Raw genomic sequence first — 12,862 nt, forward strand, 5'->3', positions numbered from 1 at the left:
GATATGGGAACCATTGACCGTGAAACCATTGAAAGGGTTGTAATGGAGGTTCTGCAAAGGCTCGGCTCTCCTGGAGAGGAGGAACTTGTTCCGGGAAAGCCTGGTTTGCTCGTGGTACATGACGGCGCTTTTGAAAAGAAAGCGCTGGAAGCTATCATCATGAGCTTACAGGAGAAGTGGAACATTTGTCAGGCGGATACGAATAGTCCGGAGAAGACAGCAATTACAATGGATATAGAGCGAGTCCTCTTTCTGAATGTCGGGCAGGATTTCATTGTGCGCGGGGCACTCGGGTTAACGGATACAGGCGCAAGCCAACTGCTGGCTGATGCCCTGCTTCGCGGATTGCCTGTAACACTTGTGCCGTGCTCTTCGTTAAAATGGCTGCTCCGGCCAAAGGCGGGTGAAGCTGTTCTGCCGGAAACAGCGATACGATATCGACGGCATATCCGGGAACGAGTCGGAACGCTTGCCTCGTTCGGTGCGTCGATGGGTGCCATTTCAGATTTGCTTCTGGATGAGGAAGAAATAAGCAGCCGGATCAATCAGGAACCCGTTTCTATAAAAGAAGAAGCTGTTTTTCAAGGGAAGCTTCTTACACAGCGAGAAATCCAGCAGATAAGCGCTTCGGTTCTGCTGGTCTCCCGCTCAACTGTTATTACTCCCCTGGCGCGCGATGCAGCTAGGGATAAAGGAATCGTGCTTCGGATCGAAGAGCAGTAAGGCGGTGAAAACATGCGGATCGGTACAGTCGTAGGAAATATCTGGGCCACCCGGAAAGAGGATGGGTTGACCGGATTGAAGTTTTTATTTGTACAGCTTGAAGATACGGCAGGGGCGCCCATTGATGTCCCGGTTATTGCTGCCGACAGAATTGGAGCCGGCATCGGTGATCGCGTGATGGTAACGCTGGGAAGTGCGGCCCGGTTTGTGATTACAGATAAAGACCTGCCGATTGATGCAGTTGTCATCGGGATTGTCGATTCTATCGATGTAGAAAGCGGGTGAGTAAAAAATGGCAAAAGCACTGGGAATGATAGAAACAAGAGGATTTATCGGCTCCATTGAAGCAGCGGATGCGATGGTGAAATCAGCGGATGTGCTGCTTATTTCGCAGGAGAAAGTGGACGCCGCCCTCGTGACCATTTTAATTGAAGGGGATGTAGGAGCGGTGCAGGCGGCCCTGGAAGCAGGAAAAGCAGCTGCCCAGCGTGTTGGAGAACTCGTAGCCTGTCATATCATTCCGCGTCCGGATGATGAAGTTCATAGTATATTGAAGAAACAGTAGAGGCTGAACAAATGAGGGGAGGGGGACGGTGATGAAATTATCCTGTGTAATAAGGAAAACACATTATTCTTTTTCTTCGCTCACGCAAGTACTGGCTAAAGCGAGCGAGGAAAAATCAGGGGATAATATGGCCGGGATCGCTGCTGAATCTTCCCTTGAGCGGATGGCGGCAAAAGTCGTTCTGAGCGAAACGCTGCTAAAGGATATTTATGAAAACCCGACTATTCCTTATGAAGAAGATGAAGTGACGAGGGTTATCTACGATGGGATCAACCGTGCTATTTATAATGAAATAAAAGACTGGACGGTAGGGGAATTAAGAAACATAATTCTTTCCCGCAATACAGGATCCCATGAACTTCTACGTTTAACGAGAGGATTAACGAGTGAGATGATTTCGGCTGTTGCCAAGCTGATGTCAAGTATTGACCTTGTCATGGCCTCGCAGAAAATACGGCCTACCGCCCATTGCAATACGCTGATCGGAGAGAAAGGAAGGCTGGCTTTCCGCTGCCAGCCGAACCACCCGAACGATGAGCCGGAAGGGATTCTCTTTTCGATAAAGGAAGGACTTTCCTACGGGTCAGGTGACGCTGTCATTGGAATTAACCCTAACATCGATACCGTCGACTCCGTCTCCCGCCTTCTCCATATGTCGCATGATTTTATCCAGAAGTGGAGCATCCCGACGCAAAATTGTGTGCTTGCCCATATTACAACCCAGATCGAAGCGTTAGAGAAGGGAGCGCCCATTGCGCTCATGTTTCAAAGTCTGGCCGGTACGCAAAAAGCAAATGAGGCTTTCGGTGTATCAAAGGAAATTCTCGACAGAGGCCTTGAATTAATGTACCGATATGGAACCGCTGCGGGTCCCAATGTAATGTATTTTGAAACAGGGCAGGGCTCAGAAGTTTCGTTAGATGCCCACCTTGGTGTCGATATGCAGACGCTCGAAGCCCGTACCTACGGTTATGCCAGACAGTGGAAGCCCTACATGGTAAATAACGTGTCCGGCTTCATTGGACCTGAGACATTGTACGACGGGAGGCAAGTCATCCGGGCTGACCTTGAGGATTTGTTTATGGGGAAAATGCACGGCCTTCCGATGGGAATCGCCCCTACATATACGAATCACATGTACGCAGACCAGAATGATCAGGAAATTGCCGGGATGCTGACTGCCCTTGCAGGAGCGAACTTCTACATGGGTGTTCCTGCCGGGGATGATGTGATGTTAAACTACCAGGACACCAGCTTCCATGATGATGCCAGTTTGCGGGAAATGCTTGGATTAAGGCCGCTTAGAGAGTTTGAGAAGTGGCTGGAAAAAATAGGGGTAATGGAAGACGGGCGCCTAACGGAGCGGGCTGGCGACCTTTCTGTTTTTGATTGAACAGGAGGTGAATTGAGGTGCAAAACGAAAAAATTGAAGAGATTGTTCGTGAGGTGTTAAAGGAACTCACACAAAAGCTTGAAAACTCACGGCCCGCTGCATCCTCTATTCCTGAAGAGGAGAGCGCCGGCAGTGAACCGATACAGTTCCCTGAACATAAACAAATGGGGGTGGACGCTCCGCATAATCCGGCTATCATTCAGCGGGCCCAGCAGGTTACGCCCGCCCGTATCGGAATCGGCCGGACAGGGACGCGGATGAAAACAACAAGCTATCTCCAGTTTCGCATTGATCACGCCGCGGCACAGGATGCGGTCATGAGGGATGTGCCGGAAGAGGTCATAGCCGACCTTGTCCTCCCTGTAGTAAAAACACGGGCAAGTGATATGAGAACGTACCTGATGAATCTTGATGCGGGGAGAAGGCTCTCGGAAGAATCGGCAGAGTGGCTAAGCAAAAACGGGGATAAGGGAAAAAACGTTCAAATCCTCGTGTGCGACGGCCTTAGCTCTTTCGCAGTAGAAGCGACTGTCCAGGATTTGCTTCCTGCGCTCATTCAGGGACTGAACCTGAAAAAGATAACGATGGGAAAGCCGTTGTTTGTCAGGCGGGCACGCGTGTGGGTGCAGGACCATGTCGCCTCCATTGTTGATTGTGATGCAGTCATTTCATTAATTGGGGAACGTCCCGGGCTTGCTACAGCCGAGAGTGTCAGTGCCTATATTATCTACCGTCCAAACGAAAATACAGTAGAAGCCGATCGGACGGTTATTTCCAATATCCATAAAGGCGGCCTGTCCCCTGTAGAAGCTGGAGCTTATCTTGCTGACATCATTGGAGAAATCCTCGGACATAAAGCGAGCGGCATCGCGTATGCAAAGCGGCGTAATAAATGATAGCGAAATAAAAAAGGAGGTTAGACAATGATAGTAGGATTTACGCTGATTGCTGTTGCTCTTATCGTAATGGTAGGTATTTTTATGAAAGCAAACAGCGGGGTTAAGCTGGCCCGCCTTAAAGGGAGTGCAGGTGACGATTTAAACGCCTTCGGTTATAAGCAGGAATTGCTGCGGGATATGGGCGGATTTTCCAACTTCGCCATTTCCTTTTCTATTATTTCCATCCTGACAGGAGCTGTTACGCTCTATGGATTCGGGTTTAACCAGGGAGGACCGGCCGTCATGGGCATAGGGTGGCCGCTTGTTACGATCTTTGTTCTTTTTTTATCCGCCTCTCTTGCCGAGTTAACTTCTGCCATCCCAACATCAGGAGCGATTTACCACTGGGCTTCGATTCTTGGCGGGAAGGGCTGGGGATGGTTTTCGGCCTGGTTTAATATGGTCGGGCAAGTGACGGTTGTGGCAGGGATTGATTTTGGCTGTGCCGGTTTTGCTTCTTCCCTCCTGTTTGGAGAGCCTACCAAAGGCGAAACACTGCTTGTGTATGCTGTCATTCTTGCGAGCCATGCTCTTTTAAATCATTTTGGAATTAGAATTGTTGCTAAGCTTAATGATGTTTCAGCCATCTATCATATGGTTGGGGTCGGCATTATTATCGCCGCACTTGTATATTATGGCCCTGCCCATGACATTAGCTATTTATTTGACACTAGCTTTTCTACAGTCGCTACCGGCGCTGGTGCTACACCTTACTGGTTTGCTTTCCTCGTTGGATTGCTTCAAGCGCAGTGGACAATAACAGGCTATGATGCGTCCGCGCATACAAGCGAAGAAACCGTCGATGCCAAAGTCCGGGCTCCCTGGGGAGTGTATCTGTCCGTTGCCGTATCCGGTATTTTCGGCTTTCTTATGCTTGCCCTTGTCACGATGTCCATTAAGGATCCGAATGCAGTAGCAGCCGGGGGCGGAAGTGCCTTCATCGTAGTTATTGAACAGGCAATGGGCGGAACATTCGGCCGCGTTATGCTCTGGATGGTAACGATCGCGATGTGGTTCTGCGGCCTGTCCGGAGTTACGTCGGCTTCACGTATGATTTATGCTTTCTCCCGTGACGGAGGACTGCCGCTGTCTACCCTGTGGGGGAAAGTATCGCAGAAGTTCCGGACGCCTGCCAATGCCATCTGGCTTACTGCGCTATTAGCCTTCTGCTGCGGTCTTTTCGATAATGTATACGCTGTGGTTACTTCTTTAAGCGTAATCGGCCTTCATAGTTCGTATGCCATTCCATTGTTCCTTAAGCTGCGGGCCCAATACAAGGGAGTGTGGACGGCAGAGGACAATGGGCCATGGTCGCTGGGAAGCTGGAGTGTTTTCGTTAATCTGATTGCGGTTGCATGGATTGCTTTTATTACGATTTTATTTGTAACAGCTCCGAGTGACATTCCGCTAACAGAGAACTATACACTGCACTATGCAACCGGGAAAACTTTCGGCACAGTAATTGTGCTGTTATTAATCCTTTATGCGGTTCGGGCCCGGAAGAGTTTTAAAGGTCCCCACCTTGGAAGCTATCGTGAGGTAAATGAACGGATTACGACTTCAGCATAAGTTTATGTTTCACAAAAGGGGGAGAGAAAGGTGTTCAAAAAAATTGTGGTCGCTAACTAGGGAACCCGGAGTCTGGCCAAACTGGTCAGACTCCCCTTTTTGTGGTGAAATACTAGTAAAGGAATATAAGGAGGTAAATGATGGACGACAAATCGAGGAAATTTCTTGTTGAGCTATTACAAACACCTTCACCATCAGGTTTAGAGATGGAGATCCAAAAGAAATGGATTGCCTATGTAAAAAAATTCGCGGATTGCATCGCAACAGACGCCGCCGGCAATGCCATCGGTATTATCAATCCCGAAGCTCCGTTTAAAGTCCTCCTGGCCGGGCACTGCGACGAAATCGGCTTCATTGTCAGCAGGATTGATGACAAGGGATTTATTTACGTAAATAAAGTAGGGGGAATCAGCCCGAAGCCTGCCATTGGCATGAAAGTGGAGGTGCTGGGCTACAACGGACGAATCATAGGAGTCATCGGAGCAAACGCGGAGCACCACGGCGGGGTAAAAGACGAACTGGAGATGGAAGACTTATATATCGACACTGGGGCGAGAAGTAAAGAAGAAATCGCGCAGTATGTGCAGATTGGTGATTTTGCCGTCTATAAAAGGGAGCCGGAGTTCTTATTGAACGACAGGATTAGCGGCAGAGGGCTCGACAACCGGACCGGTGCTTTCATCGTCGCAGAGGTGTTAAAACGTGTAGCCGAAAAAGGATGCAGCGTAGGTGTCTACGCAGTGAGCACCGTTAACGAAGAAACGAACATGGGGGGTGCTTATTTCGCCGGGGCAGCCATCCAGCCTACGATGGCCATTGCCTGCGACGTAACGTTTGCCACCGACTATCCGGGGGTGAATACAAATAAACATGGTGAAATCGATGTTGATGGCGGCCCTGTTCTTGCCAAAGGTGCGCCGGTTAATTTTAAAATCAACCGCCTGCTGGAAAAAAGCGCAGAGAAGCTAGGCATAACCCTGCAATATGAGCTAACTCCAAGAACAACAGGGACCGATGCGGATAAATTGCGGCTGACCGGCAGAGGGGTGCCGGTGGCGCTTGTCTCTCTTCCGCTCCGCTACATGCATTCACCTGTCGAAACAGCCAGCCTGAAGGACGTGGAGGAAGAGATTGCGCTGTTAACCGACATGATTACCGGATTAACCGGAAAAGAAAGCCTCCACCCTCTTGAAGATTAGAACAGACCATATTAAAAGGCACCGGAAATTCCGGCGCCTTTTGTTTTACCTGAGTTGTGTCTGGGCAAGCTGTTTCCAGTATTCGCAAATCGTAAGGAGGCCTTTATCAAAGTTCTCCAGGTGGAAATGTTCATTCGGCGCGTGGAAGTTCTCTCCCGGCAGGCCAAAGCCCATTAATACGACAGGCAATCCCAGCAGGCGCCCGAACGCCTCCACAATCGGAATGGAGCCGCCCATTCGCGTCAGGGCAGGCGTAGCGTTGTACGCACTTTCGTACGCACGCATTGCCGCCTGGATGACGGGATGATCATGCGGCGTAATAAAAGGGCGCCCGGTATCCATGCGGGTACAACTAATTTCAACACCCGGCGGCGTATGCTTTTTCACGTGTTCTTCGATTAGCTGCTGGATTTCTATAGGATCCTGTTCGCCTACAAGGCGGCAGGACAGTTTAGCGTGCGCCTCCGCCGGAAGTACGGTTTTAATCCCTTCCCCCTGGAAACCGCCGTACATCCCGTTGATCTCAAGCGTCGGGCGTCCCCAGGTGCGCTCAAGGAAAGTATAGCCCTGCTCACCATATAATTCACCTACACCGAGTTCGCTTTTTACTTTTTCCTCATCGTAGCCCAGTGCACGGAATGCTTCACGCTCTTCTTCCGTCAGCGGCGTTACCTTATCATAAAATCCTTCAATTGCGACCCTGCCTTCATTGTCGTGAAAGGAAGCGAGAATGTTTGCGAGCCCATGGAGGGGGTTGCTCACACCTCCGCCATAAATGCCGGAGTGTAAATCTCCCTTCGCTCCCTTTGCGTCAATTTGCATCGCGCAAAGGCCGCGCAGGCCGTAGCAGATCGCCGGCTTGCCTTTTTCAAGCATCGGGGTATCGGATATGACGAGCACATCTGCTGTGAGCAATTCCTTATTTTCTTTAACAAAGCTTTCGAGAGTGGGGCTGCCGACTTCCTCTTCCCCTTCGATGCAGAACCTAATGTTAACCGGAAGCTTTCCTTCTGTTTTCAGCAGGGCTTCTACAGCCTTAATATGCATGAACACCTGACCCTTGTCATCTGTAGCTCCGCGAGCGTAAATCTTGTCCTCCCTTATGTCCGCCTCAAATGGCGGCGTCTGCCACAATTCCAGCGGATCAACCGGCTGTACATCATAGTGTCCGTATACGAGCGCGGTCGTATCGCTATCCGCATGGAGCCAGTCGCCGTAGACAACCGGGTTTCCGGCTGTCGGCATAACCTTCACGTTTTCCATGCCGGCTGCTTTTAACGCCTCCGCTATCCATTGCGCTGCCCGGCTAATGTCTGTTTTGTGCTCAGAAAGTGCGCTGATGCTTGGAATGCTGAGTAAATCTTTTAATTGTCCAAGATGCGTGTTTCTGTTTTCCGCAAGATAGGTGTGATATGTATGGCTCATCAACGATCCCGACCTTTCCGTTTTTTTATTCATCAATAGAAGTTCCTTTATTAAGCTTAGTACAACGGGGCCGAATTTTCAAAGCGTGTGAATGAACCCAGCGAGGGTATGCTAAAGAAAAAAGGGGGATATGTATGGAAGTTCATCTCGGTCACGTGGCAATGAGTGTACATGTTGCCAACGCCTCGCCTTCCAGAACGATGACGGCAAAACGGTTCGCCACGATTGCCGACAGGGAGGCGGGGTTAAGAAAGCTTGAGCATCTGGCGGAACAGAATATTGAGAGCTGCATTCGCCTGCTTTACCATAACAGAGCGCATGATATTAAATTTTTCCGCCTTTCCTCCCGCCTGATTCCGCTCGTTGGACACGAGCTGACCGAAGGGTGGGATTACATGAAGCCTCTGGCCGATGCTTTTGCAAAGTTGGGAACTGTTATAAAGGATGACAATGTCCGCGCGGATTTTCACCCGGATCATTTCGTTGTATTAAACTCTCCGCGCCGGCCGGTGTTTGAAACGTCGCTTGCGGTTCTGCGCCATCATATCCGGATGCTGGAAGCGATGGGCATTCCACCCCGCCACCGCTGCGTGCTTCATGTTGGAGGCGCCTACAATAATAAGGAGAAGGCAATACAGCGGTTCATTGATAACTGGGGAGAGGTTCCAGAGGAAATCCGCTCCTGTCTCATGCTTGAAAACGATGACAAAATATTCACCGCAGAAGACACTCTCCAATTGTCCGAGTCGCTCAAAATTCCTATGGTGCTCGATATTCATCATCATCGCTGCAATCATCAGGGAGAAGAGGATGATATTTTACATCTCCTTCCCAGGATTGTTGAGAGGTGGAGTAGTTCTCCCCTACCGATGAAGATGCATATCTCAAGCCCGCGAGGTCCGGAAGATAAGCGCAGCCACGCCGATTACATAAACCCTGATGACCTTTTTCCTTTTTTGCATAAGCTTGCCAGGTATACTCCGCGCGTAGATGTCATGGTGGAAGCAAAGAAAAAGGACGATGCTGTTCTGCGGCTGGCACAGTGGGTAAAGGAAGAGGGAGAAACAAACGGCGTGCGGTTTATTAATGGGGGAAGCTTTGAAATCCATCCAAAGTAATGTGCGGTTTCGCTTTTTACCGCAGCGGAATAGCCTTATAATAAAAGAGTAGAGGAAAAGATGGCGATAATGTGGCGAGGTGATTGGGATGATGATCAATAAGGTAATTATCGTGGAAGGAAAAACGGATAAAAAACGACTTGAGAAAATCATTGCTGAGCCTGTGGAAATTATTTGTACGTATGGAACGCTGGGCAGCAAAAAGCTTGAGGATCTTTATTCACAAACCGGTGATTCTGACGTCTACATATTTGTGGACGAAGATTCATCGGGACAAAAGCTGCGCGACCAGTTGAAGCAGGAGTTTCCAAATGCAAGCCATCTCTATACAAGAAAAAGCTATGCGGAAATCGCCCGCACACCGTACGAGTATTTAGCGAAAGTTTTACGGGATGCACATATAGAAATAGACGAAGCCATGATTCTATAACAAGAAAAGGAGTGGGCAGGAGAGCAATGATTGAAAAGATTCAGAACCGGATTAGTAACCGATCTTTTAATTTATTTGGATTCGCTCCTTTAATGAGGGCAGCGGTCATGATCCCGCTGGTCGAAATAAACGGAGAGCTTCATGTGTTGTTCGAGATACGGGCTCATACACTGAAAAGACAGCCAGGCGAGATCTGCTTTCCCGGCGGGAAGATTGATGAAGCCGATGCGACAGAACAGGACGCGGCGATTAGAGAGACGTGTGAGGAGCTCGGGCTTGAAAGAGAGGACGTACAAATTATTGAAAGCCTTGGCGTCTTAATTCCTCCCCACGCTTCCTCCATCTATTCTTTTGTCGGCAAAATTAATGATCACAAAAAAATCTCACCTAATAAAGAAGAAGTCGAGGAAGTCTTCTATGTACCGCTTGATTTTTTCCTCAAGGAAGAACCTGAAGTGCATTATATTCGTCTCGGGGTAAAGCCGGAGGAGGACTTTCCATTTGAACTCATACCGGACGGGAAGGAATACAAGTGGCGGACGACCCGGCTGCCTGAATTTTTTTACCGGTATGAGGGGAGAATTATCTGGGGCCTGACAGCGCGGATTATGTATGAATTTATTTCGTTAATAAAATAGAAGAGAACAAAAAAAGAGATGTGGCTATTTTATGAAATTTAGTAGAGAAGACAACTGTTTAAAAATTTAGAAAAATGGTAAAGTAAAGGTATAACACGGCCTTTGCTTTTTTTGTACATAATTCTACCCAGGCATTCATATGTTGAAAGCACTATACAAAATAATGGAAAATTGATAACATTTATATGGTATTCACTGTATGAGTGTTATTTATTATACACAAATGGATTTGTTTTTTTATTTATGCGGATGATGAGGAAAGGAGTGTGCAGGGTGGGTTTAAGCTGGTTATTCCCCGAGGCCATTAATGAAATGGCCAAACAAGTAGATTCGTTGTTTGTTTTCATTTCGTGGATCTCTCTCTTTATTTTTGTTCTGGTTGAAATGCTTCTGTTTATCTTTCTATTTCGTTACCGCAGAAGAAGAGCGGATAAACAGGGGGTCGCCCTTCATGGGAACACCAAGATTGAAATTATTTGGACGGTTATTCCCGCACTTATTCTTGTAGCAATCGGGATATACGGTTCACAGATGACGTACGCCATTCAAACCCCGCCAAAAGATGTTTACACAATTAATGTAACCGGTCACAAGTGGAGATGGGACTTCCAGTACCCGGAAGGGTTTAAAACAACAAATGATCTGCGAATTCCGGAAGGGAAAAATGTTTTGTTTAAAATCACTTCAGCGGATGTAATCCATAGTTTCTGGATCCCGGAAATGAGGATTAAGCAGGATGCCGTACCGGGAAGGCAAACACAGCTCTGGTCAGGTCCGGCGAAAGTGGGAAACTATAAAATCTACTGTGCCGAATACTGTGGAACCATGCACTCCATGATGACGTCCAAGCTAAGCGTTGTAAGCCAGGGTGATTTTGACAAGTTTGTGAAATCAGGGGGCAAGTCAGCTCTCGCAGGTGCACCGGCCGGAGGAGCAGGCAGTGAAGGTAAAGCGCTTGCAGAACAAAAGGGATGCTTAGCCTGCCACGCAACGGATCAGAATAAGCTAGTAGGCCCGGGCTGGGGCGGCAAGTTTGGAACAGACCACAAACTCGCTGATGGAAGTACTGTCAAATACGATGAGAAATATATCATTGAATCGATTATGCAGCCTGCTGCTAAATTGCCTGAAGGTTTCTCGGGGCCAATGCCGCCTCAGCAGGTAACGGAGCAGGATGCAAAAGCGATTGCAGATTATATTAAAACCCTTAAGTAGAGAGGAGTGACTTGAATGGAGGCTTCTGTTGAAACGAGAAAACCGTCCTTTGTACGCGATTGGCTGCTGACTGTTGACCACAAGAAGATTGGGATTATGTATGGAATTGCCTGCCTTCTCTTCTTCTTCGTAGGGGGAGCATGTGCCCTTATTATCCGTACGGAGCTGTTAACGCCCGGGATGCCGGATTTCGTTAAGTCACCTGATTTCTTTAACCAGATGTTTACGATGCATGGCTCCATTATGATTTTTCTTTTCATGATTCCGATGCTTACGGCCGCGTTCGGTAACTATCTTGTGCCAATTATGATCGGGGCCCATGACATGGCTTTCCCGCGGATGAACAACCTCGCTTTCTGGCTGTTTATTCTTGGGGGAGCTGTCTTCATCAGCAGTTTCTACTTCGGAATGCCCGATATTGGCTGGACTGCGTATCCGCCATACAGCATCCAAACGCAGGGTCTGGGTTTAGATATTTGGATTACTGGCGTTCACATTCTCGGGTTGTCATCTATCCTCGGTTCTATTAATATTATTGTGACTGTCTTCAACATGCGTGCCCCCGGCATGACGTTTAACCGTCTGCCGCTGTACGTGTGGTCTTCGCTTATTACATCGTTTATTCAGCTGTTTGGTACCCCTGCGCTTGCCGGGGCTATTACCACACTGTTATTCGATCGCCACTTTGGCACGCATTTTTATGATGCAGCCGCAGGGGGTGACCCGATGCTGTATCAGCATTTGTTCTGGTTCTATTCCCATCCTGCCGTGTACATTATGGTTCTTCCAGCGATGGGAATTGTTTCGGAAATCATTCCTGTATTCGCCAGGAAACCGATTTTTGGGTATCATGCGATTGCCTACTCTTCCGTTGCCATCGGATTCCTCGGATTCCTCGTTTGGGCACACCACATGTTCGTAGCGGGAATGCCGCTCGCTTCGGGTGTACCCTTCATGGTAACGTCGATGATCATTGCCGTGCCTTCGGCCATTAAAATATTTAACTGGCTGGCTACACTGTGGAGAGGTGCGAACTGGTACGCCACACCGATGCTTTTCGTCACGCTTGGATTTATAGGGTTGTTCACAATCGGTGGAATAAGCGGAATTTATCTTGCCGCCGTGCCGATTGATATGCATATGCATGATACGTATTTTGTTGTTGCGCATTTCCACTACGTGTTATTTGGTGGAAGTATGATGGCTGTGCTTGGCGGGATCTTCTACTGGTTCCCGAAAATTACCGGTAGAATATATAATGAAAAAATGGGCTTATGGGTCTTCTGGTTGTATTTCATTGGCACAAACCTTACATTCTTCCCCATGCACTATATTGGAATGAAAGGAATGCCGCGCCGTGTGTTTGATTATCAGCAAGGGCTGCAGATGGCGAACGATATCGCCACCTATGGTTCCTATTTAATCGGTTTTTCTGCGATTTTGATGGTCGTTACGATGGGGGTTGCCCTGCGTGCAGGTGCAAAAGCACCTGCCAATCCGTGGGGCGGACAAACGCTCGAGTGGACGGTTTCGTCTCCGCCGCCAGAGCATAATTTCATTGAGATGCCATATGTAACAGCGGCGCCGTATGAGTTTGGGGAGCCGCCGCAGGAGAAATACACAGCCAAGAAGTCCTTCGGAGCCTGACG

The 12,862-nt window shown here is 48.6% G+C and carries 12 protein-coding genes and 1 pseudogene; 12 read left to right on the plus strand and 1 reads right to left on the minus strand.

From position 1 onward, the window contains the following. Positions 1-3: 3 nt before the first annotated feature. The 7 genes and pseudogenes from MBEAL2_RS00350 (at position 4) to MBEAL2_RS00380 (ending at position 6,387) form a co-directional block, all read left to right on the plus strand. Positions 4-723 carry a hypothetical protein gene (locus tag MBEAL2_RS00350; RefSeq protein ID WP_047150356.1) on the plus strand — a complete coding sequence of 240 codons (720 nt, stop codon included), beginning with the start codon at positions 4-6 and terminating at the stop codon, positions 721-723. A 12-nt stretch (positions 724-735) separates the two neighbouring features. After that, positions 736-1,008, plus strand: coding sequence for a EutN/CcmL family microcompartment protein (locus tag MBEAL2_RS00355; protein ID WP_047150357.1), 273 nt, complete (start codon positions 736-738; stop codon positions 1,006-1,008). A 7-nt stretch (positions 1,009-1,015) separates the two neighbouring features. Further along, positions 1,016-1,279 (plus strand): annotated as a pseudogene (locus MBEAL2_RS00360) (BMC domain-containing protein); the annotation flags it as partial. A gap of 40 nt (positions 1,280-1,319) precedes the next feature. After that, positions 1,320-2,681 carry an ethanolamine ammonia-lyase subunit EutB gene (locus MBEAL2_RS00365; RefSeq protein WP_047150359.1) on the plus strand — a complete coding sequence of 454 codons (1,362 nt, stop codon included), beginning with the start codon at positions 1,320-1,322 and terminating at the stop codon, positions 2,679-2,681. Positions 2,682-2,698: 17 nt separating this feature from the next. After that, positions 2,699-3,577: an ethanolamine ammonia-lyase subunit EutC gene (gene eutC / locus MBEAL2_RS00370; RefSeq protein ID WP_047150360.1), complete on the plus strand. Its 879-nt coding sequence runs from the start codon at positions 2,699-2,701 to the stop codon at positions 3,575-3,577. A gap of 27 nt (positions 3,578-3,604) precedes the next feature. Further along, positions 3,605-5,188, plus strand: coding sequence for an amino acid permease (locus MBEAL2_RS00375; RefSeq protein WP_047150361.1), 1,584 nt, complete (start codon positions 3,605-3,607; stop codon positions 5,186-5,188). A gap of 140 nt (positions 5,189-5,328) precedes the next feature. Beyond that, positions 5,329-6,387 (plus strand): zinc-binding metallopeptidase family protein, encoded by a 1,059-nt coding sequence (locus MBEAL2_RS00380; protein ID WP_047150362.1) that lies wholly within the window; start codon positions 5,329-5,331, stop codon positions 6,385-6,387. A gap of 45 nt (positions 6,388-6,432) precedes the next feature. On the opposite strand, the gene MBEAL2_RS00385 is transcribed toward MBEAL2_RS00380, so the two are convergent. Continuing rightward, positions 6,433-7,845: a dipeptidase gene (locus MBEAL2_RS00385; RefSeq protein WP_236692647.1), complete on the minus strand. Its 1,413-nt coding sequence runs from the start codon at positions 7,843-7,845 to the stop codon at positions 6,433-6,435. A gap of 101 nt (positions 7,846-7,946) precedes the next feature. Between MBEAL2_RS00385 and uvsE the strand changes: the two genes are divergently transcribed. The 5 genes from uvsE (at position 7,947) to ctaD (ending at position 12,860) form a co-directional block, all read left to right on the plus strand. Next, entirely contained in the window at positions 7,947-8,930 is a 984-nt protein-coding gene (gene uvsE / locus MBEAL2_RS00390) for a UV DNA damage repair endonuclease UvsE (protein ID WP_047150363.1), read from the plus strand. 88 nt (positions 8,931-9,018) lie between these two features. Beyond that, positions 9,019-9,360 (plus strand): toprim domain-containing protein, encoded by a 342-nt coding sequence (locus tag MBEAL2_RS00395; RefSeq protein ID WP_369405446.1) that lies wholly within the window; start codon positions 9,019-9,021, stop codon positions 9,358-9,360. Positions 9,361-9,386: 26 nt separating this feature from the next. After that, entirely contained in the window at positions 9,387-9,998 is a 612-nt protein-coding gene (locus MBEAL2_RS00400; protein WP_047150364.1) for an NUDIX hydrolase, read from the plus strand. A 273-nt stretch (positions 9,999-10,271) separates the two neighbouring features. After that, positions 10,272-11,213 carry a cytochrome c oxidase subunit II gene (gene coxB / locus MBEAL2_RS00405; RefSeq protein ID WP_052947330.1) on the plus strand — a complete coding sequence of 314 codons (942 nt, stop codon included), beginning with the start codon at positions 10,272-10,274 and terminating at the stop codon, positions 11,211-11,213. A gap of 15 nt (positions 11,214-11,228) precedes the next feature. Continuing rightward, a complete protein-coding gene (ctaD, locus tag MBEAL2_RS00410; protein WP_047150365.1) occupies positions 11,229-12,860 on the plus strand; it encodes a cytochrome c oxidase subunit I in 1,632 nt (543 codons plus the stop codon). Positions 12,861-12,862: the final 2 nt, after the last annotated feature.

The organism is Aneurinibacillus tyrosinisolvens, from assembly GCF_001015055.1.
In the GTDB taxonomy this organism is placed as follows: Bacteria; Bacillota; Bacilli; order Aneurinibacillales; family Aneurinibacillaceae; genus Aneurinibacillus_A; species Aneurinibacillus_A tyrosinisolvens.